This window comes from Bacillus sp. CH30_1T (genome assembly GCF_008364765.1).
Lineage (GTDB): Bacteria > Bacillota > Bacilli > Bacillales > Bacillaceae_B > Rossellomorea.
Window position 1 is genome coordinate 251,344 of sequence record NZ_VTUY01000003.1, and the last position, 20,843, is coordinate 272,186.

Below are 20,843 nucleotides of genomic sequence, written 5' to 3' on the forward strand. Positions count from 1 at the left end.
ACAAATCGCCTTACATCAACCATTATTCCTAAATTAGTGTAGCCTTTTTTCTGATGTCTATCCTGATTTCAGGAACTTGTGGGGGATGGTGGAGATGGATTTAAGAGGAGGTAGTGCTATCAGACTATAGTTTTGTCTTAAGTTTTAATAGGAAAATACATAAGAAAAGGCTGACCAGGAAGTTGTAGTCAGCCTGTATGAGGGGTCATGCAAAATAGTGGTCGGTCACTTTTTTTACATAAGCAGTGGTTTCTTTAAACGGTGGGATGCCGTTGTATTTATCAACATTTCCGGGACCTGCGTTATAGGCTGCCAGAGCCAGTTTAACGTCCCCATTGTACTTATCGAGCATTTGCTTTAAGTATTTCGTACCGGCGAATACGTTTTCTTCCGGGTCAAAGATGTTGTTTACGCCAAGCCCCCTTGCAGTACTGGGCATGAGCTGCATTAACCCGGATGCACCTGCATGGCTGACTGCATTAGGGTTGAAGTTGGACTCAATATTAATGACCGCTTGAATCAGTTTTATGGGGATACCATAGTGATTGGCCGCGCGGGAGATGATTTCATCAATCTCCTGAGGAGCATTTTGATTCGGTTTGTTCAAAGCGGAAAGTCCAGGAGGAGGTGGTGAAACAGAGAACGCTGTTTTGGTTTCCAGTGCCTCTTTAACGGCACCTAATGTTTGGTTGATATTTAAATGGTTCTGGTTAGTGTGAAGTGCCTGATTTAATAATTGTTGAAATAGATCGCTGGACACACCAGTGTTTTGCTGAACAGAAGATACTGAACCCAAGCTGTTTAGAGCTTGCAACTCCATCATCGATCTCAACTGCTGAACATTCATGAGTATAACTCCTCTTCTGGAAGACTTTATTCATATACTATATCGGTAATCGTCAATTCTTTTTTAATTTTTCCAGGTAAAAACGTTTGATTTTATTATCCGTTTCCCGTAGTGGAATGTTTAGTTCCTCCAGTAGGTTCAGGAATATTGCTTCACCTGATTTACGCTCTTTCACTTCATATTCCAGCTCATAGTCTACCTTTTGTAAATATGAACTTTTATCGAAGACCAGGAGCCCGTCTTTATAGTCGATTTCAGCCCGGCTTGTCGTCAGCGTTCCGAAATAATGAAGGGACCCAGTGGGGGTTTGAAGGGAATTCAGAACATCTTTGACTTCTCCTTCAGGAAATGCCCCTTGATGTAATAGCGATTCAGACTCTTCCTTTGTTAACCTTTGGTTCGTTTCTAGTAGATCCTCTTCTAAAGGGGTTTTTAAGGTTAATGTATAAGTCCCGTTCCTCTCTCGGATTCTTAAGGCTGATTGTTTACCTTTTAATTGATAGTCCGGCGTATCAAAATAGTGATTGGCTTGAGATGAGAAATCCTCATCTTTTATATGAAAATGTGAAGTTAATCGCGTAAATTCATCTTGTGTTACTAAATTCTTGAATTCTATTTCAATTTCCTGAGCCATGAGAGACATCCTTTCCTTGCATACTTCTTATATTATCTCTTTAATAAAAGAGAACTTCAATGTTTAGATGAAATGGTTGTCTTATGTTAAAATGATACTGATTGTTTAATGGAAGGATGAAGAAAAGAATGAGGAAAATAGTTCAATTTAAACACACAACATATGAAAACGGTACATTATACTTACATACCGACCAAGCGGATCTCCTGCAAGGGACAACGGCAGCTGGTCAAATTATTGCGGACTCCGATCGCTATGCTTTCGTATACTTAGCAGAAAATGAAGAGGAATATGTTTACTTATACCTTGAAGAGTCGATCTGGGATGAATTGAAAAAAGCACTTCAGGAAAAGAATGCAGTCATTGCAATAAGCGATGATTATTCTTTGGAATTGGATCAATTCACTGAAGAGCTCGACTATCTTGTGACCAATATAGAAGGAAATGGGAACTACGGTGACGAAATGGTTAAAAAGGTAGAGAGCGTATTTCTTGATAAGTAGTCACGTGACGTAAAGAGGTGAGGAGAATGAATCACTGGGAACAATTTTTAGCTCCCTACAAGCAAGCGGTTGACGAATTGAAGATTAAGCTTAAAGGGATGAGGGGAGAATATGAACTTCATAACACACATTCTCCCATTGAATTTGTGACTGGAAGAGTAAAGCCGATCGCGAGTATTCTTGATAAAGCAAATCAAAAAGGGATCAAGCTATCTAATATTGAAACAGAAATGCAAGATATCGCGGGACTCAGGATGATGTGTCAATTCGTGGAGGATATTCATGTGGTAGTGGAAAAGCTACGCGGGCGGAATGACTTTACTATTATAGAAGAAAGAGATTACGTGACCCATAAGAAACAAAGCGGGTACCGTTCCTATCATATTGTCATTGACTATCCGGTTCAAACGATTCACGGAGAAAAAAACATTCTGGTAGAAATCCAAATTCGGACACTTTCGATGAATTTTTGGGCTACGATAGAGCATTCTTTGAATTATAAGTACAGTGGACAGATTCCCGAGCAAGTTCGTCTTCGCATTCAAAGTGCTGCTGAAGCAGCATTCAGACTGGATGAAGAAATGAGTTTGATTCGTGAAGAAATTCAGGAAGCCCAAGTCATATTTACAAACAAAAAGGAAAAGGATCAACGGGGGAAAAGCTCTAAACCAAATCAACAGTGACTTGAAGGGGGTACACGAATGAAGTTCGCGATTACATCAAAAGGTGATTCGAAGTCCAATACTTTAATGCACAAAATGAGGACCTATCTCCAAGATTTTAATTTAACCTATGATGATGATCAACCGGATATCGTCATATCGGTTGGAGGAGATGGGACGCTGCTTTATGCATTTCATCGCTACAGATCCCGGTTAGATAAGACAGCATTTGTAGGTGTACATACAGGACATCTTGGCTTTTATGCCGATTGGGTGCCGGAAGAGATCGAGAAGCTCGTGATCGCCATAGCGAAGACACCTTATCAAATCATCGAATACCCATTATTAGAAACGATCATCCGCTATCAGCATGGGGGGAAAGAAACCCGTTACTTAGCGTTAAATGAATCGACGGTCAAAAGCGTTGAAGGAACCCTGGTAATGGACGTGGAAATCAGAGGCCAGCATTTTGAACGATTTAGAGGAGATGGGCTCTGCTTATCGACTCCATCAGGTAGTACGGCTTACAATAAAGCACTTGGCGGGGCAATCATTCACCCGTCTCTTCCAGCTATTCAATTCGCTGAAATGGCTTCCATCAATAATCGTGTATTTCGTACTATCGGATCACCTTTGATATTACCTGCACATCATACATGTATGCTAAAGCCTGTGAATGGACCTGATTTCCTGGTCACCATCGACCATCTTTCTCTTCTTCATAAAGATGTAAAGAGCATTCAATATCGAGTGGCTGATGAGAAAATCCGTTTTGCCCGCTTCCGTCCATTTCCCTTCTGGAAGAGGGTGCATGATTCCTTTGTGGCGGATGAATGACTTAAGGATGGGAAGTGTACGATGAAATTCTTTACATTGAAATGGATTATCCCTTCCTCCTATGACGGGAAACTGATGAGAGAGTTTTTAATAGATCAGCAGATCTCCAAGCGTACACTGACTTCTGTGAAGTTTGATGGAGGGACTATAACCGTTAATGGAAAAGAAGAAAATGTCCGATATCGTCTTATAGAAGGGGATATTCTTGAGATGAAGTTCCCTGAAGAAAAAGGGAGTGAGTCATTAGTTGCTGAAGAGATTCCATTGTCAATCATATATGAGGATGGGGATGTTCTCGTAGCGGATAAGCCATCGGGTATGAAATCCATTCCGACTAAGAATGAGCCGACAGGAAGTCTCGCCAATGCCATTGCCGGTTATTATGAGAGGGTAGGTATTTGTTCAACGGTTCATATCGTTACTCGATTAGATAAGGATACATCGGGGCTTATTCTAATAGCAAAACACCGCCACGTTCATCATTTATTCAGTCTTCAGCAGAAGGCGCGGGGAATTAAGAGAACGTATGAAGCGTTTGCAGAAGGTCGGCTGGACTCGGACGCTGGTATGATCGAAGAGCCTATAGGCCGAAAATCGAATAGTATCATTGAAAGAGAAGTTCGGCAGGATGGCCGGTATGCCCTGACACACTATAGAGTGATAAAGCGGTTCCAGGATTTCGATCATATTGAATTGAGATTGGATACAGGGAGAACACACCAAATCAGGGTTCACATGTCATTTATCGGACACCCACTGGCAGGGGATGATTTGTATGGAGGCAGTGTGGCGTTGATTAGAAGGCAGGCACTGCACTGCAAGAATCTGTCTTTTTTTCATCCTGTGAAAAAAGAATGGGTGCATTTGGATGCTGAGATGCCTCGAGATATGCGGATTTTACTTGAAACACAATAAAAAAAGAGATTCTTTTCGGTTGAACTGAAAAGAATCTCTTTTTTTGTGGGAGAAAGAAGTTTAAGAAGAGTATTTTTCAATCAAACTCCCGAAACTTCTCCTCCACAAAAGGCATGCTCGACCCCACACTCACCACTTCGATCTCAGGGTATCTCAAAGCAGTCAACTTCCCGCCAAACACAGCTCCTGTATCAATATTTGCAGTCTTATTAACGATCCGTGCTTCTTTTACCGGGGTGTGACCATATACGATCCACGGGTCACCTTTATAATCCGAAGCCCAGTCTTTTCTGACCGGCGTTCCATCTTCATTCTTCTCACCTGTGATGTCACCATAGAGAACGAATGTTTTCACCCGATTACTCTGCTTTCCGATCAGCTCTTCTTTTATACCGGCATGGGCAATGATTAGCTTTCCGTCATCCAACACGTGATACAAAGGGGACTGTTCATACAAAGAGAGAAACATATCCCGATATCGGTCACGTTCACTCCGGGGAAGGGCACTCAGTTCCGCTACTGTCGTTTCCAGCCCGTGCAGGATCTTCACATTATTCCCCAGGAAGTAGCGATAGAGTTTATTACAATGGTTTCCGGGGACATAGTAAAGAGATCCCTTTTCAAACAGATTAAAGACCGTTGAAATGGTCTGAAGCGAGTGATGGCCACGGTCAGTTAAATCCCCTACAAAGCCGAGCAGCCTTCCATGTGGATGAACGGGGAGACCGGATGTCCAATTGTAGCCTAACTTTATTGTTAATTCTTTGAATTCTTTAAAACAGCCGTGAATGTCTCCGATTATATCTATTTTCATAGGATCCCTACTTTCCTGTGGCATTTTTCTTTTCTTTTCGGTTATTTTATGCCATATTAATGATTCAGTCTTTCATATAGAGCGGATGTTTATTCATATTTTAATATCCCTTCCGTACATAACCAAATCCATATTAAAGGTGGTTATCAATTCATAAGAGACATTCGTCATAAGATTTGCTAGTATTATTATGATTATATACAATTCATGATAAGAAGGAGGGTGTATATGATGTCTGAAATAACCCAGGATCAATCAAAAGAAAGAGATAAACAAGAAAAAGAAATGTATGATGAAGAACTTCTCATTAGAGCACTTCAAGAAGAAGATCTGGATTTATTTCGCTCAGAATTCGTCCATTTACACTCTTATGACCAAGCTAAGTTTTTTTCGAAAATAGATGAAGCCCTGCGAAGCCGCCTGTATCATTATCTGTCTCCGGAAGAGATGGCGGAGCTTTTTGAAAGTCTGGATATAGATGAAGAGGATTATCAGGGTATATTAGCGGAAATGAATCCTACTTATGCCGCTGAAATGCTATCGAATATGTATGCTGATGACGCGGTGGATGTCTTAAATGAGCTGGATAAGGACCAAGTAGTTAGTTATTTGACGATTATGGATGATGAATCGGCTAAAGAAATAAAAGAATTATTGCATTATGAAGAGTATACAGCCGGTAGTATCATGACTACTGAGTTTGTCGCCATATCCAAGAATCAGACCGTCCGTTCTGCCATGTATATATTGAAAAATGAAGCCCCTAATGCTGAAACGATTTACTACATTTATGTAGTGGATGATGATAAAAAGCTCGTAGGGGTTATCTCCTTAAGGGATCTCATCATCAGCCATGATGATGTGATGATAGGCGAAATCATGAGTGATCGTGTCATGTCTGTAGGCGTCAGCGAAGATCAGGAGGCAGTCGCGAGACAAATGAAAGATTATGACTTCCTTGCTTTGCCTGTTGTTGATTTCCAGCATCACTTACTGGGGATCATCACCGTGGATGACATTATGGACGTTATGGAAGAAGAAGCATCTGATGACTATTCAAAGTTAGCTGGTATCGCGGATTTGGATTCCATCGACCGAAGTCCATATAATGCAGCGAAGAAGCGTCTTCCATGGCTGATTGCATTACTGTTTCTAGGGATGTTCACCGCGAGCCTTATCGGGAGATTTGAAGACACGTTAGATAAAGTTGCGATTCTTGCCGTGTTTATCCCATTGATCGCCGGAATGGCAGGTAATACCGGAACTCAGGCCCTTGCTGTTGCCGTTAGAGGAATTGCAACAGGTGACCTGGAAAAGGAAAACAAGATGTCCCTTGTCATCCGTGAAGCGGGAACCGGACTTATAACTGGTACTACATGCGGGTTAGTCGTCAGCATCGTGGTCTATGTATGGAAAGGTGAATTCTTCCTGGGAGTTCTCGTTGGGATCTCCGTGTTGGTGTCATTATTTGTTGCAACGCTCGCTGGTACATTAGTACCGTTACTTATGCACAAACTAAAAGTAGATCCAGCAGTCGCTTCTGGTCCTTTTATTACGACGATAAATGATATTATCAGTATTTTAATTTATTTTGGCTTAGCGACATTGTTTATGAATTACTTAATATAGAGAGAAGAGAGAGGGGGAGGTAATGATGGAACAGCATGCGTCCGTTACATCATTAGTTATTGTTATTCTTGTTGCTTTTTTAACTCCCATATTGCTGCATAAATTCAAATTGAATTTTATTCCTGTAGTAATCGCTGAAATCATTATGGGATTAATAATAGGTAAGAGCGGATTTAATATCGTTCACCAGGACATGTGGTTGGAAACACTGTCTACACTTGGATTTATTTTCCTCATGTTCTTAAGTGGCCTGGAAATTGATTTCACTGCTTTTTCAGGAGGAAAGAAGAAAAAAGAACGGTTACCGAATGGAAAAGAAGAACCGAACCGTCTGAAGGTAGCAACTATTATATTTATCGGGATATTCTTTGTTTCACTTGGCCTGTCTTATCTGTTCGTCTTATTCGGGCTCATTGATAATGCATTCTTAATGACCCTTATTATCTCCACCATTTCACTTGGTGTTGTGGTTCCTACACTTAAGGAAGCACATATCATGAAAAGCGCTATCGGGCAGATCATCCTGCTTGTGGCGGTTATTGCAGACCTTGTGACTATGATATTACTGGCTGTATTCGTGTCACTATACGGTGAAGGTCATGGAAACATGTGGCTTCTCCTCATCCTGTTCGGTGTTGGAGTACTCTTATATTTCCTGGCAAAGAGATTGAAGAACAATTCCTTCATCAAGAGCTTGTCGACAGGTACCGTTCAAATCGGCACACGAGCTGTCTTTACATTGATCATTCTTCTTGTAGCTGTATCTGAAACCGTTGGGGCTGAAAACATTCTAGGTGCATTCCTTGCAGGTGTACTGGTTTCATTATTAGCACCAAATCAGGAGATGGTTCATAAGCTTGATTCCTTTGGTTATGGATTCTTAATCCCGATTTTCTTCGTGATGGTAGGGGTTGAATTGGATCTGGGATCACTTCTAAGTGATAAAAAGATGCTTCTGTTGATTCCGTTACTTCTGCTTGCGTTCCTAGTTTCGAAAATCATCCCGGTTTACTTATTAAAGTATTGGTATGATACGAAAACAACGATTGCGTCAGCATTTTTACTTACATCAACGTTATCACTTGTCATTGCAGCTGCTAAAATCGCTGAGAGAATGGAAATCATCACAGCACAAATGAGTGGTACGCTCATATTAGTAGCCGTGATCACGTGTATCATTACGCCAATATTCTTCAAAAAGCTCTTCCCAAGGGAAAGCGCAAAGGAGAAAAAGCTCAAGATTACATTCCTGGGAGCGAATCAACTTACGATGCCGGTTTCAAGGGAACTTCATTCATCCCTTTATGAACCAGTCTTGTATCATACAAAACAAGATAAGTCTGATCGTAATATTGCTGATTCTTTGTTTACCATCAATGAAATTGATAATTACGAGTTAGACACACTCGAAGAGAACAATATCTTTGATTCTGATATCATTGTGATTTCAACGGGAGATGAGGAAATCAACGCAACTCTTGCCGTTACCGCTAAAGAATATGGCGTAAATCGTGTCATTGTAAGGGTTGAGAGTCCTGACTTACATGAGACACTGCGAGAACAGGACATTGAAGTATATTCCGTATTCCTGTCAACGAAAGCTTTACTGCGTGCGCTCATTGAATCACCGTCTGTCTTGAATATCCTTACGAATCAAGAGGCCTCGCTTTATGAGATTCGCATGCTGAACAGTCAGTTTGAAGGCATGACCCTTCGGAAATTTCCGTTTACAGGGGATGTTATATTTGTTCGGATCTTTAGAGGAAAAGATTCCATTGTTCCTCACGGAGATACAGAACTCCACATGAATGACCGCTTGATCGTCACTGGATCAAAAGAATATGTAGATGAACTAAAACGCGAGCTTGAATTCTGTGAGTATTGCTAAGTTTAAGATAAACCAATCAACTTCCCAAGAAAACATTCTTGGGAAGTTTTTTTATTAAAGGAGTTTTCATCCTTACCTCTAATAACTAATAAAAGAGATAAATGATTGGGAGGCTAAAAACATGTGGGAAACAAAAGTAATTGAAATCAGAACTAGGGTGAAAGCTAGCTTCATGAATGTACCTATTGAGAAGCTGAATGAAAAGCCTTCGCCAGAGGAATGGAGCATAGCTCAAATTATTCTCCATCTGGCTGGAGCGGAAAAAAGATTTTTAACATTGGCAATCGAGTCAGCGGAGAATCAAACAGGAACATGTGAAAATAGAGTTGATTTATCCGTGTTCGATGATCCATCTAAGAAATTGAAGGCACCAATCGAACCAACTTCTGTGTTTCAAAAAAAGGAAGATTTAATGCTGGCCTTAGATGAATCCCGGTCATTCACTACACGCTTCCTGGAATTATACACGCAAGAAAGTTTGAAAAGTCGATCCATGAACCATCATCGATTTGGAGATATGCCCATATGGCAGGTGTTAGAGCTTCTAGGTAAACATGAACAAAGGCATTTAGTTCAAGTCGAAGAAGTTAAAAGGCGAATCCTGTAGGAATTCTTCTTTTCTTTTCTGGTGTATTACTGTAGAATTAGTATCAGGTACTAATAACATGTATAAAATAGGAGGATTACAATGACTCTTTCATTAAAAGGTAAAACATATGTCGTTATGGGAGTTGCGAATAAACGCAGTATAGCGTGGGGAATTGCCCGTTCCTTACATCAATCAGGTGCACGTTTAATCTTTACATATGCAGGCGAGCGTTTTGAAAAAGGGGTTAGAGATCTTGCCGGGACTTTGGAAGGTGGAGAAGATTCATTAGTGCTGCCTTGTGATGTAACAAGTGATGAAGACATCGAAAAATGCTTTGCAACGATTAAGGAAGAAGTCGGAGTGATTCACGGACTTGCCCACTGTATCGCTTTTGCCAATAAAGAAGAGCTTGCTGGTGATTACATGAACACCACAAGAGACGGGTTCCTTCTGGCTCACAATATCAGCTCATACTCCTTGACAGCTGTTGCTAAAGTAGCGAAGGATCTTATGACTGAAGGTGGAAGTATCGTTTCCATGACATACCTTGGTGGTGAGAGAGTGATGCAAAACTACAATGTAATGGGTGTAGCAAAAGCATCTCTTGAAGCGAGTGTGAAATATCTTGCCAGCGATCTTGGAAAGCACGGCATTCGTGTGAACGCGATCTCTGCAGGACCGATCCGCACCTTGTCTGCTAAAGGTGTAGGTGACTTCAACAGCATACTGAAGGAAATCGAAGAGCGTGCTCCGCTCCGCCGCAATACAACACAAGAAGAAGTCGGTGATACGGCAGTATTCCTTTTTAGTGATTATTCACGAGGGATTACAGGTGAGAACCTGCATGTAGACTCCGGTTATCATGTATTAGGTTAAAATATAGACATACGGAACCCTGGTTGCAGAAATTTTACTGTAGCCGGGGTTCTTTTGTTATGTAGAGATAGCATTTATCCATAGCTAACAAGAAACTCATAGGCGGTTCCTGCATACATATAAATGTAGAATGTAAGGAGGGATACGATTGAATAGACAGAAAAAGCCACTATTATATATACATCAACCCAGATTGAATGATGTGAAAAGCAGCATGCAGGAAGTCTTTAGAGGGTCGTCAAGCATCGTCCAATCAAAAAAAGAAGAAAGAAACACCCAGCCAATCGAAATGAAAAGGAAAAGCACTGAGTTGTTTGAAGCTGCTCCATTAGGGAGGTTAAAGCAGCCTGAGTATCATACGATTGTAAAAAGGGAAACTCAAGAGGTTCGGCCCATTATAAAAGAGGCTTCTAATAATGAAGAACCAACTCAAGGTGAATTAGGCATGGAACACTCACATGACGGTTACTTTAAACCACTTACTCCTTTTAAAGACCTGGATCTGAATGGGAAAATTGAATATATGCAGCAAAGTATAATGGGGAGAGCCCCATTTCCATGTGCGTTTCAAACAGAAGAAGGGGTGTATCGTGGTGTATTAATCAGTGCAGATGGCGCATCCATTGATATAAAAACGTTTCAAGGTGAAGAAATTACTTTAAATAGAAATTCTATAAAGGCGATCAAAATCATTGGATTGAAATAAAAGAAGCCAGCCGGAATTTCCGACTGGCTTTTTATTCCCGTGCTGATTAGTCACAAACTCCTTCTACTCTTACGTCATCGATACATTGGATAGCGCAGAAGCAATCCAGATCAACTGTGATACAATCTCCAGTCAATTCGTAAATGAAGTTATTATTTAACCCCATTAATTCGTCTTCTGATTCTACGTCTTCACCTGTAACATGAACTTTCTTTAAAACTTGAAGTGTGGCACAGCAGTCGTCAAATACATTCTTAACACGGAAGTAAGGTGTTTTCCAGCAATAATGTTTAGGGTGAACCTTGAATAGGTCTCCTTTTTTATTATAAAGTTTGAAAACACGAGTATTTGGTGCATTTCCAACTGGACTTACCAAAGATCCTAATGGTTCAAGAAAACAATCATTTTTACAATCAAAACAGTCTTGATCTGCTGCATCTTGAACATCTTTAATAGCGCGAACAGCAAGGCATACACAACCGCGGTCTCTTGCACCTGCAATGTCATCTTTTCTGTAATTACCGCAACCCATAAGAATTTTCCTCCTTAAATAATTTTCACTACACTAATAACATATTGTAGAAGAGGAAATTGGGTAACGGACAAATGCCCCTTTTGACTAAATTGGGCGGGATATAGTTTATATAAGGAGTGGGAATATGGAGTTACTTGACATTATTATATTGGGTATTGCTGTGTTTAGACTGACTCACCTCATCGTATTTGATAAAATAACGGAATTCTTAAGGACTCCTTATTTTGATGAAGTATCTGAAATGTCAGAAGATGGGGTGGAAGAAATCTTCCTTTTACCCAAAAAAGGTGGAATAAAAGGGTTTATAGGGGAGTTATTATCATGTTATTGGTGTACAGGTATCTGGGTTACTGTATTCCTATATGCAGGAAATATTTTTTTTCCACAATTTTTCATCCCGATTATTACAGTATTGGCAGTTGCTGGAGTCGCTTCCATATTAGAGGCAGCTGTCCAAAGTTGGATAAGAGAGTAGCTCATTAGGTAATTAGTGGAAACAAGCTTGCACTATCGCACATATAATGGTCGTAGGGCAATGGTAAAAGGAGGGCGATCATTATGAAGATTACTACTGCAAATACCAAGAAACCAACAAATTCTCCCATTAAGAAAAAAGGCTGCGGTTGTGGATCAAAAGTGAAGAAAAGATAGGCTGCTCAAAAATGGGCAGTTTTTTTTTTTCATAAAATCTCACTTTAAGAAAAAAATAAAACATGAGTACAAATAAAAGAGGGATATGTCATGAACAAAAAACGAATCATTGTTCCACTTACGCTACTTGTCTTAATAGGTTGCGCCAATAAGGAAGATGGAAACGACAGCAAGATTGCGCTTATGAAGAAAACGGATCCGCCCCCTATTGAGTTAGTGGACAATCCTGAAACAGACAGCTATGGACATGCCATTAAGAGGGAAATATCGAAAATGAAAGAGCTTTATGACGTAGCGGTCATTCAAGGAAAAGAAGAAACGCTCGTGGTATATAAAGTGAAGCACCTGCAAAGATTCCATATGAAAAAGATCGAAAAAAAGATGGATGATTATTTAGAAGAGAAATATCCGGATGAAGACTTTATATTGTCCAGTGATTACAAGATATTTCTTGAAACCATCCGTTTAAAGGAAAAGCTTAAGAGGGGTTCGATTTCAAAAAAAGATGCGGAAAAGAAGTTCCAGGATATTGTGAAGCTTCAAAAGGAAAAGACGTAGGAGGAATGTTTTGTGGGGAAATCACCAAAAACGCCCGAACAGAAAAAATACGAACAGTTGGAGAAACAATATGAAACAAAGAGGCCACTACTTAAAAATGTACTAAAGGCTTTCTTTGTGGGAGGATTCTTCTGCTTAGTCGGTCAGGGCATTACGTATATATTTATTTATTTCTTTAATTTCACTGAGCAAACTGCAGGAAATCCAACTGTTGCCACTATGGTATTTATATCAATGCTTCTGACGGGGTTTGGCGTGTATGATCATATCGGTCAGTTTGCAGGAGCAGGTAGTGCAGTCCCAGTAACAGGATTTGGTAACTCCGTCATTGCGGCAGCCATTGAGCATAAAACGGAAGGGTATGTTTTGGGAGTTGGCGGTAATATATTCAAGCTGGCAGGTTCTGTAATTGTATTCGGAGTGTTTTCAGCATTTATCGTTGCATTAATCAAGACAATCTTAATTCAATTGGGGGTGATTTAATGCTTAAGGGTTCAAGGTCATGGGTATTTCCTACTTATCCAGCCATCCTGTCTACCGGTGTCGTTGGCGGTCCGTTTGAAAAAAAAGGGAACTTAGCTTCCGACTTTGATCAGTTTTACGATGACCTGTGGCTGGGACAGGACACATATGAAAAAGCCAATCGGACTCTCATAGAAGATGCGGTTCAGATTGCGTTGGAAAAACAGTCTCTTCAAAAAAGCGATGTACAGTTTTTCTTAACGGGTGATCTAATTAATCAAATTACCCCTTCAAGCTTTGCTGCCAGGACCAATGGAATCCCATACTTCGGATTATTCGGAGCATGCTCAACATCGATGGAGGGTTTGGCGTTATCTGCATTCCTGGTCAATTATCATGGAGCTCAACATGTGGTGACAGGGGCATCCAGCCATAATGCCGCAACTGAGAGACAATTCCGGTACCCGACTGAATATGGTGGTCAAAAGCCTCCAACAGCTCAGTGGACTGTAACAGGTGCAGGTTATGCAGTAATTGGAGAGGGAAAGTCTGTTACAACCCCTACACCGAGAGTTACCTCTGCAACCATCGGCAAGGTGATGGATATGGGATTGAAAGATCCTTTTAACATGGGAGGAGCCATGGCACCAGCTGCAGCTGATACGATTGCAGGTCATTTTCAAGATCTGGGGAGAGATCCTTCATACTACGATTTGATCATAACAGGTGATCTGGCTAAGATCGGCAGGCAGACAGCTATTGAAATGCTGAAAGAAAAGGGGTGCAACTTCTCGGATCATCAGTTCAAAGATTGTGGATTGCTGATTTATGGAGAAAATCAGCCTGTTCAATCAGGAGCAAGCGGTCCAGGTTGTTCAGCTACAGTACTGTACGGTCACCTTCTAAATGAAATGAAAAAAGGAACATATAAACGAATCTTAGTCGTGGCGACGGGTGCGCTGTTATCTCCCCTTACATTTCAACAAGGGGAAACGATCCCCTGTATTGCACATGCGGTTTCAATCGAATATATGTAATAGAAAGGAGGAAACGAAGTGTTAGCAATGTTTTTTTGGGCTTTTACCATAGGCGGGATCATTTGTGTGATTGGTCAATTAATGTTTGATGTTGCTAAATTAACCCCGGCTCATACACTAAGTTTACTGGTTGTGGCGGGGGCAGTTTTTTCAGGATTTGGATTGTACGAGCCGCTCATTGATTTTGCCGGTGCAGGAGCGACCATTCCTATAACAAGTTTTGGTAACGCCCTTGTCAATGGTGCCATGCAGGAATCACAGGAGCATGGGATAGTGGGAGTCCTTACGGGGATGTTTGAAGTGACAAGTTCAGGGATTTCGTCAGCAATTATATTCGGTGTCATTGGGGCACTCCTTTTCAAACCAAAAGGATGATAGAGGTGAAAAACGATGCCTGAATACTTAGAGGTGGCGTTACGCAGTATATTTATCTTACTTTCCTTATTTGCAATAACCAAGTTACTTGGGAAGAAACAGTTATCTAAATTGTCATTTTTTGAGTACATTACAGGAATCACGGTTGGGAGCATTGCAGGCACACTTTCCATGGATCTTGGCCTTCCTTTAAGTGAAGGGCTGATGAGCATCTTTTTATGGTTTTCCTTTCCACTCATTTTCTCATTTCTTTCTCTTAAGAGCGTTCGATTTAGACGATTTGCTGAGGGAAAGCCGGCTGTTTTCATAAAGGATGGAAATATTGATGAGAAGGCTTTAAAGAAAGAACAGTATTCCGTTGATGAACTGCTGGAACAATTGAGAAAGAAAGACGTTTTCAGAGCTGCAGATGTGGAGTTTGCGTCATTGGATACCAACGGAGATCTAAGTGTTTTGCTCAAAAGAGAAAAAAGGCCGCTTGTTCGAGAAGATGTATTTAATATCTCACAAAAGTCTACTCCTCCACAAGCAGTCATTTCAGATGGGGAAATAGATGAAGAGGCTCTGCGAGAAGTAGGTTTTCCCCTGCCCTGGTTACAAAAAGAGCTAGCCAAAAGGCAATTGCAGGTTGAATCAATTTTCCTTGCCCAACTGGACACTGAAGGAAACCTGACCTTCGACCTGTACAATTGGACAAACACACAATAAATTCTCCAAAAGCCCATACGTATTGTTCTCTCTATACATATGTTATAAGAGACTAAAGGTAAAAGAGAGGTGAAATTATATGTATGGATATGGATACGGTGGCTGTGGATATGGCGGCGGCGGTTATGGCTCAACATTTGTATTGATCGTTGTGCTTTTCATTCTCTTGATTATCGTTGGAGCAAGCTTCTGTTAGAAAGGGGTACAAAAGGCAGAATCCTCATTTGAGAGATTTTGTCTTTTTGTTTTATTTGGGAAATTCATAATCACGCTCCTGGTTTTTTTACATATGATGCTTATAGTTAAAAGGAGGCGTGAAGGAAATGAATAATAACTTTTTTAAGAATTTAGAGAAGAAGACAGGCGTAAACATGAACGAAGTGTTAGAGCTTGCGAACTCATTACAAAATGCAAACTTCAAAGATGAAGCAACCGTTAGAAGTGTCATTAAACGCGTATCTAAAATTGCCAATAAGCCCGTAAACAAGGAAATGGAAAATAAGATTGTACAGTCGATTGTAAATGATGGAAAGCAATTAGACTTTGGAACCATCTCCAACATGTTAAACAAGGGGAAGAAATAAAAGTTATAAATAAATGAAGGAGAATGGACATAAAGGTGCGTGCCAACACGTATTTTATGTTAATTCTCCATTTATTTTTTGAATAGGGTGTAAGAGTAGTAAGATAATTCATCCGGCATGATACATATTTCAGCATAGACCATGTATTCGATAAATCCTAGATAAAGTTTAATGTTCAACCCTATATGGGTAGCTAATACCAAGGAGGTAATGAAAATGGGATACATTGCTCCAATTCCTCACCATCAGTATAAACAGTATCAGGAACGAGAATTAAAAGTCGGAAAACATCCGTTTACCTTTCTCCCCGTCCAACCTGTAAAGCCCATGAAAAATAAAACTCAAGCACATAATGAAGAAACAGAATCATCTTATCATGTTCTTCAATCAAATCAACGAAAGACTTCATACCAGGCACTCACTAAACCATCCATTCCAACAACTTTATTAGCCAAGTTAACAGGAAAAGGAAAGCACTTTAACGAATATGTATAAAGAAGTTTGAGGGACTTTTTTAGGCACTTTGAAAAATCCCAAAAGGAGCGAACCTTTTGGGATTTTTTAATTAAGTGATGATATCTGGCCCGGGATATATTTGGAGGTAATAACTTGAAACTACAAAACATTGCCGAGCATTGTTATGCTTTTACAGGTAGCGTTACCGTCGGCTACTGCATTAAAGAAGGAAAGGGACTTCTTATTGACAGCGGTTTGGATGATTCTTCCATGAAGAAAGTGATGAAAATCTTATCCAATGAAGGGCTGCCGTTACATTATTGTGTCATCACCCATGCCCACGCCGATCATTTTGGAGGAGCTCACTACTTGAAGAAAAGACAAGGGACTCCATTGTATGCTCCAAAACTTGAAAAAGCGATTATGGAGAATTCGATCCTTGAACCGATTTATCTATTCAATGGAGCTAATCCAATAAATGACTTGAGAAATAAGTTTCTTGAAGGACAATCAGTGGTCATTGATGATGAGTTGAAAATTGGTGAAAATAGCATTGGACCATTTACATTTGAAGTAATTGACTTACCGGGTCATTCTTATGGTCAGGTAGGCATGCTTGTTGATGATGTTTTATATGCAGCGGACAGTTATTTTGGCGGGGATGCATTGGAAAAACATGTAATTCCGTTTATTATTGATGCGGACCAAACGCTGGATTCATTGGAAAAACTTCTTCACATACCATGCAAAGGAGCGATTCCAGGCCACGGGCACTATGAAGAAAACTTTGTTAAAACAGTTCAGGAAAATATTGATCTTCATATGGAACGAATGAAAGCTCTCCTGACACTAGTTAATGAAAAAGCAAGTGGCTTTTCATTTGAAGAGCTCATGAAAGAGTATTTGGATCTACATAAAATAGTTGTATCAACTGTGGGGCAATGGCTTTTGTTCAGAACATCGGTAACAGCTTATCTTACCAGTCTAGAACGAAAGAAACTCCTATCGTTCACCATTAGAAATAATGAACTCATCATTAAGCCTCATTAATAACCTTGTACTAAAAGGCTTTCTCCTTCTTCCCATTCAGCATACATAACGTCCTTGGAGGAGAGGAAGCCTTGTTTTTTTATTTCACTTAAAAGCCAATCCTCCCTTTGTTCGGCCAGCTTTAAATTATCGTATACGATTTCTCCATCCACAATTAAAGAAAGTGGGAGGGAAGCATTTTTTGCCGGTATATTAAGGTCTTGACGCTGTACGATTTCATAAAGCGGTTTTCTAATCACACTCAGCGTACCGTCAGACTCTAAAAGGGCATATTCACATTCCCTTACTGAGAAAATATCTTTTGCTCGAAGTAGATGCTGCAGTTGATTCAGATCTAAGTGATTTTTCTTCAGCTCATCGAAGTTGATCTTCCCTTTATTAATGATTAAGGCAGGTGTACCTTCCAATATATGACGAAACCGACGGGATTTCTGGGTGAAATACTCTGTAAAAAAGATCAAACTCCCCCAGATAAAAATGGCAGCAAGGATCGGGATCACAGTGATCTTATCATCATACAGGGAGTTCCCTACAAGTTCACCAAGAATTAACGCTGAAATGAAATCAAAGGCAGATATTTGAGTGATTTGAGTTTTACCAAGTATTTTCGTAAGAATCAATAAGGCAAAATATCCTACGATTAATTCGATGGCAATCGATGTGATTCCCATAAGGATCCCCCTTCCCATACACATTCCCATTATCGACGAGTTGATATTGTAATATACTTCTTAATATGAATTGCCTGAAGCAAAAAAAGGAACAAGTAACTAAGCGGTTCTGCTTAATTACTTGTTCCTTTTAAATATCCTTTTTCATTGTTTTATGAGGGATTCCTGCGTCCAGAAATTCATCAGATGTAACTTTGTATCCTAAGCCTTCATAAAAAGGGATTGCATATGTCTGTGCATTTAATTTTAATTGAGATAAGGGCTGTTGCTTCGCATGCTCTTCAATCGCAAGCATGATTTCACGACCGGCTCCTTTACCCCTGACGGATTCTAAAACACATATTCTTTCAACTTTGCCAATTCCATCAAGAATACGGAAACGGCCTGCACCTACAGCGACTGTTTGGTCATAAAGGACAAAATGAGTGGCCTCGTTTTCGAACTCATCAATCTCTTCTTCAAGTGGCACCTTTTGCTCTTCCACAAACACTGTCTTTCTAATTTTGAATACCTCTTGGATCTGATTTTCTGTTTTTGCAACTTCGACCTTCAACTCTTACTCTTCCTTTCCTAAACGGAAGGTTTCATAAACTGTCCAAGAGCCGTTTTCTAATTGATACAACAAGTGGAATCGGTCAATGGTTTCTTCATGATTGATTCCAAGCATACGCAGTGATCCGAAAATATCCGAGTGTTCATCATTCGAAAGCTTTTGGGCGACAGTGATGTGAGGAACGAAAGCGAATTCCGGCTCGTCTCCCATGAAGTTTTGACTATGCATGTCATCGTGTAACCCTTGCAGTTCAGGAGTGGAGTTCACCTTGAAATAGATTACATTGTTCACAGGCTGAAAAGAACTTACTTTGTACACTTTTAAATTGAAGGGATCGTATTTCTTTGAAATAACATTTAATTTATTAGCTATATCTTTGATTTGATCATCATCTGCACTAAAGACATTCTTTAATGTCAAATGTGGTGGAACCAACGCATAATGAGGATCATAACGTTTCCTATAAGAGTTTGCGATATCTTGCAGTTTTTTCGATGGGAAAATGACTATACCATAATTCATTTTCTTCAATCCTCCTCTATTTAACTATCTTTGTATTATGTATAGTATAGCAAATTTTTCAAAAATTTAATATAGGGCGAACGGATAGGATCTTCTTTTATCAAAGTGATGCCAGCCACTCCCTGCATTCATTTAATGAGAGGCAAGGGTGGTCCCTTGCCTGTTGTGGGTTTAGTTAAACATCATCTTCAAAGCACGTCTCAAATCCGGTTGCCAATGCTTCCACGTATGATCTCCGTCGAACTCATCGTAAAAGGAAGAGAATCCTTTTTGATCGAATGTCTCGTGAAGCTTACGGTTTGGCTTTAAGAAGTCTTTTACTTTGCCGTCCGTCGTTTTCACCTCTGTTTCCAGTTTCCCAATGATATGGTAAATGCTTAACAATGGAGGTTGTGAGAAGTTTTCTGCGGCTTCCAACACTTTCTCGTTAACGAAAGGTGACTGCAGGAGAACTTTGCCAAATGTATTTGGGTATTTTAATGCAGTCATCAATGAGACTGTCGCTCCTAATGAATCACCAATCAGGGCACGTCCCATTCCCATATGATAAGTTGGGTAATGCTCGTCCAGATACGGGACCAATTCATGTGCTAAAAAGCGAATGTAAGCATCATTTTCTTCACCATGTGGATGGTATTTTTTTCTCCGGTCCTCAACATCTTTATATGGGACTCCCACGATAATCATGTTTTCTATTTCCCTATTTTCGAGAAGTTCATCAGCCAGGCGTGGTATTCTTCCCAGCTGGAAATAGTCCTTACCATCCTGGGTGATCAGTAGAGAATATTTATAGAGGGGAGAAAAAGTAGCTGGCAGGTATACGAGCATCTTAATCTCTTCATTCAGTTCTTTACTAAAGAGGTTTAATTCGGTTACAGTTCCTCTTGCGGTTGTCATGACGATAGCCTCCTATAATCAGTGTTAACGTTTACAGAAAGATTGTATCATATTCTCCTCGATAATTCCCTAAAGCGGATTGCAATACGAAAATTCAAAAGAATGGTATAATTCATGTAAGTTTAGGAACTGTCCAGAAAGGGGTATCTCAATGAATAAACCTGTACATTCAAGGGATGTAACGAAAGCTGCATTACAGAGGCTGAAAGAGAGAGGCGTATCAATAGAAGATATCGCTGAAATCGTCTATGAAATGCAGTATCCATATAATCATGTGTTAAATATGGAGGATTGTATCGAGAGTGTGAAGAAAGTGTTGTTAAAAAGAGAGATTCAGCATGCGATTCTTGTAGGGGTAGAACTGGATCAACTTGCTGAAGAGAAGATGCTTTCCGAACCACTTCAATCAATTGTTGAATCAGATGAAGGGTTGTTTGGAGTAGATGAGACCATTGCTTTAGGTGCAGCATTAGGATATGGAAGCATCGCTGTTACCACTTTTGGCCATCTTGACAAAAATAAAATTGGTATCATCCGTGACCTCGATACGAAGAACGGGAAGGGTGTCCATACCTTTTTAGATGATATCGTGGCAAGTATTGCGGCAAATGCTTCTTCGAGAATTGCACATAGCCTACGGGACCGTGAAGAAAATATTTCAGAAGAAGATAAGATGAAATTTGAGGATGAGGAATTGATAGGATAGATCCATTGCCTGATATATAACAGATGGACTGAAGAGGAATAGTTCCTCTTCAGTCTTTTTACTGTGGACAAACATGCGTAGGGGAGAAAAAATTGACCGGAGAATTGTAACCGCTTTATACATTATGTATACATTTGTAAAATAATTGGCCTTACAAGAACAAGCCGTACAACAGATT

28 protein-coding genes are annotated in these 20,843 nt (G+C 40.1%); 20 read left to right on the forward strand and 8 right to left on the reverse strand.

Annotated features, from left to right (window positions below; genetic code table 11):
• Window positions 1–205: 205 nt before the first annotated feature.
• Window positions 206–847 (reverse strand): lytic transglycosylase domain-containing protein, encoded by a 642-nt coding sequence (locus F0342_RS06660; protein ID WP_149155207.1) that lies wholly within the window; start codon window positions 845–847, stop codon window positions 206–208.
• Between the two features lie 52 nt (window positions 848–899).
• Window positions 900–1,481: a CYTH domain-containing protein gene (locus tag F0342_RS06665; protein WP_149155208.1), complete on the reverse strand. Its 582-nt coding sequence runs from the start codon at window positions 1,479–1,481 to the stop codon at window positions 900–902.
• Between the two features lie 128 nt (window positions 1,482–1,609).
• Between F0342_RS06665 and F0342_RS06670 the strand changes: the two genes are divergently transcribed.
• From F0342_RS06670 to F0342_RS06685, 4 genes are read left to right on the forward strand one after another with little or no spacing between them, the layout of a single operon-like run.
• The gene (locus tag F0342_RS06670; protein WP_149155209.1) at window positions 1,610–1,984 is read left to right on the forward strand and encodes a UPF0738 family protein; all 375 of its coding nucleotides are present in this window, start codon (window positions 1,610–1,612) and stop codon (window positions 1,982–1,984) included.
• A gap of 26 nt (window positions 1,985–2,010) precedes the next feature.
• Window positions 2,011–2,667, forward strand: a complete 657-nt coding sequence (yjbM, locus tag F0342_RS06675; protein WP_149155210.1) for a GTP diphosphokinase — start codon at window positions 2,011–2,013, stop codon at window positions 2,665–2,667.
• Between the two features lie 18 nt (window positions 2,668–2,685).
• Window positions 2,686–3,483 carry an NAD kinase gene (locus tag F0342_RS06680; RefSeq protein ID WP_034763479.1) on the forward strand — a complete coding sequence of 266 codons (798 nt, stop codon included), beginning with the start codon at window positions 2,686–2,688 and terminating at the stop codon, window positions 3,481–3,483.
• A gap of 36 nt (window positions 3,484–3,519) precedes the next feature.
• Complete coding sequence (locus tag F0342_RS06685) at window positions 3,520–4,398, forward strand: RluA family pseudouridine synthase (protein WP_316252589.1); 879 nt, start codon at window positions 3,520–3,522, stop codon at window positions 4,396–4,398.
• A 76-nt stretch (window positions 4,399–4,474) separates the two neighbouring features.
• Here F0342_RS06685 and prpE read toward each other — a convergent pair whose 3' ends face one another.
• Entirely contained in the window at window positions 4,475–5,212 is a 738-nt protein-coding gene (gene prpE / locus F0342_RS06690; RefSeq protein ID WP_149155212.1) for a bis(5'-nucleosyl)-tetraphosphatase PrpE, read from the reverse strand.
• A gap of 285 nt (window positions 5,213–5,497) precedes the next feature.
• Here prpE and mgtE point away from each other — a divergent pair, with 285 nt between their 5' ends.
• The 5 genes from mgtE to F0342_RS06715 all read left to right on the forward strand — a co-directional run bounded on the left by mgtE (window position 5,498) and on the right by F0342_RS06715 (window position 10,900).
• A complete protein-coding gene (gene mgtE, locus F0342_RS06695) occupies window positions 5,498–6,841 on the forward strand; it encodes a magnesium transporter (protein ID WP_149155390.1) in 1,344 nt (447 codons plus the stop codon).
• 25 nt (window positions 6,842–6,866) lie between these two features.
• Entirely contained in the window at window positions 6,867–8,729 is a 1,863-nt protein-coding gene (locus F0342_RS06700; RefSeq protein WP_149155213.1) for a monovalent cation:proton antiporter family protein, read from the forward strand.
• A gap of 121 nt (window positions 8,730–8,850) precedes the next feature.
• A complete protein-coding gene (locus tag F0342_RS06705) occupies window positions 8,851–9,336 on the forward strand; it encodes a DinB family protein (RefSeq protein WP_149155214.1) in 486 nt (161 codons plus the stop codon).
• Between the two features lie 81 nt (window positions 9,337–9,417).
• Window positions 9,418–10,194, forward strand: coding sequence for an enoyl-ACP reductase FabI (gene fabI / locus F0342_RS06710; protein ID WP_113969974.1), 777 nt, complete (start codon window positions 9,418–9,420; stop codon window positions 10,192–10,194).
• Between the two features lie 148 nt (window positions 10,195–10,342).
• Complete coding sequence (locus tag F0342_RS06715; RefSeq protein ID WP_188048435.1) at window positions 10,343–10,900, forward strand: CotO family spore coat protein; 558 nt, start codon at window positions 10,343–10,345, stop codon at window positions 10,898–10,900.
• A 46-nt stretch (window positions 10,901–10,946) separates the two neighbouring features.
• On the opposite strand, the gene F0342_RS06720 is transcribed toward F0342_RS06715, so the two are convergent.
• Window positions 10,947–11,432 carry a CotY/CotZ family spore coat protein gene (locus F0342_RS06720; protein ID WP_148968484.1) on the reverse strand — a complete coding sequence of 162 codons (486 nt, stop codon included), beginning with the start codon at window positions 11,430–11,432 and terminating at the stop codon, window positions 10,947–10,949.
• Window positions 11,433–11,559: 127 nt separating this feature from the next.
• Between F0342_RS06720 and F0342_RS06725 the strand changes: the two genes are divergently transcribed.
• The 10 genes from F0342_RS06725 to F0342_RS06770 all read left to right on the forward strand — a co-directional run bounded on the left by F0342_RS06725 (window position 11,560) and on the right by F0342_RS06770 (window position 17,316).
• Window positions 11,560–11,910, forward strand: coding sequence for a DUF1360 domain-containing protein (locus tag F0342_RS06725; RefSeq protein WP_149155216.1), 351 nt, complete (start codon window positions 11,560–11,562; stop codon window positions 11,908–11,910).
• A gap of 266 nt (window positions 11,911–12,176) precedes the next feature.
• Window positions 12,177–12,644, forward strand: a complete 468-nt coding sequence (locus tag F0342_RS06730; RefSeq protein ID WP_149155217.1) for a sporulation protein — start codon at window positions 12,177–12,179, stop codon at window positions 12,642–12,644.
• A gap of 12 nt (window positions 12,645–12,656) precedes the next feature.
• Complete coding sequence (gene spoVAC, locus F0342_RS06735) at window positions 12,657–13,127, forward strand: stage V sporulation protein AC (protein WP_149155218.1); 471 nt, start codon at window positions 12,657–12,659, stop codon at window positions 13,125–13,127.
• Window positions 13,127–14,143 carry a stage V sporulation protein AD gene (gene spoVAD / locus F0342_RS06740; RefSeq protein WP_149155219.1) on the forward strand — a complete coding sequence of 339 codons (1,017 nt, stop codon included), beginning with the start codon at window positions 13,127–13,129 and terminating at the stop codon, window positions 14,141–14,143. The genes spoVAC and spoVAD overlap by 1 nt, the downstream gene beginning before the upstream one ends.
• Before the next feature lie 18 nt (window positions 14,144–14,161).
• A complete protein-coding gene (gene spoVAE / locus F0342_RS06745) occupies window positions 14,162–14,518 on the forward strand; it encodes a stage V sporulation protein AE (protein ID WP_149155220.1) in 357 nt (118 codons plus the stop codon).
• A 15-nt stretch (window positions 14,519–14,533) separates the two neighbouring features.
• Window positions 14,534–15,226: a DUF421 domain-containing protein gene (locus F0342_RS06750; protein WP_149155221.1), complete on the forward strand. Its 693-nt coding sequence runs from the start codon at window positions 14,534–14,536 to the stop codon at window positions 15,224–15,226.
• Between the two features lie 79 nt (window positions 15,227–15,305).
• Entirely contained in the window at window positions 15,306–15,422 is a 117-nt protein-coding gene (locus F0342_RS06755; RefSeq protein WP_082051146.1) for a YjcZ family sporulation protein, read from the forward strand.
• Window positions 15,423–15,549: 127 nt separating this feature from the next.
• The gene (gene spoVIF, locus F0342_RS06760; RefSeq protein ID WP_113970022.1) at window positions 15,550–15,810 is read left to right on the forward strand and encodes a sporulation-specific transcription regulator SpoVIF; all 261 of its coding nucleotides are present in this window, start codon (window positions 15,550–15,552) and stop codon (window positions 15,808–15,810) included.
• A 216-nt stretch (window positions 15,811–16,026) separates the two neighbouring features.
• Window positions 16,027–16,305: a hypothetical protein gene (locus F0342_RS06765; protein WP_149155222.1), complete on the forward strand. Its 279-nt coding sequence runs from the start codon at window positions 16,027–16,029 to the stop codon at window positions 16,303–16,305.
• Window positions 16,306–16,419: 114 nt separating this feature from the next.
• Window positions 16,420–17,316, forward strand: a complete 897-nt coding sequence (locus F0342_RS06770) for an MBL fold metallo-hydrolase (RefSeq protein WP_149155223.1) — start codon at window positions 16,420–16,422, stop codon at window positions 17,314–17,316.
• On the opposite strand, the gene F0342_RS06775 is transcribed toward F0342_RS06770, so the two are convergent.
• The 4 genes from F0342_RS06775 to F0342_RS06790 form a co-directional block, all read right to left on the reverse strand.
• Window positions 17,313–17,987, reverse strand: a complete 675-nt coding sequence (locus tag F0342_RS06775; protein ID WP_149155224.1) for a DUF421 domain-containing protein — start codon at window positions 17,985–17,987, stop codon at window positions 17,313–17,315. The genes F0342_RS06770 and F0342_RS06775 overlap by 4 nt on opposite strands.
• Window positions 17,988–18,117: 130 nt before the next feature.
• Window positions 18,118–18,540 carry a GNAT family N-acetyltransferase gene (locus tag F0342_RS06780; RefSeq protein WP_149155225.1) on the reverse strand — a complete coding sequence of 141 codons (423 nt, stop codon included), beginning with the start codon at window positions 18,538–18,540 and terminating at the stop codon, window positions 18,118–18,120.
• A gap of 3 nt (window positions 18,541–18,543) precedes the next feature.
• Window positions 18,544–19,062, reverse strand: coding sequence for a YjcG family protein (locus tag F0342_RS06785; protein WP_149155226.1), 519 nt, complete (start codon window positions 19,060–19,062; stop codon window positions 18,544–18,546).
• Between the two features lie 171 nt (window positions 19,063–19,233).
• The gene (locus tag F0342_RS06790) at window positions 19,234–19,959 is read right to left on the reverse strand and encodes an alpha/beta hydrolase (RefSeq protein WP_149155227.1); all 726 of its coding nucleotides are present in this window, start codon (window positions 19,957–19,959) and stop codon (window positions 19,234–19,236) included.
• A gap of 151 nt (window positions 19,960–20,110) precedes the next feature.
• Between F0342_RS06790 and F0342_RS06795 the strand changes: the two genes are divergently transcribed.
• The gene (locus F0342_RS06795) at window positions 20,111–20,665 is read left to right on the forward strand and encodes a phosphatidylglycerophosphatase A family protein (RefSeq protein WP_149155228.1); all 555 of its coding nucleotides are present in this window, start codon (window positions 20,111–20,113) and stop codon (window positions 20,663–20,665) included.
• Window positions 20,666–20,843: the final 178 nt, after the last annotated feature.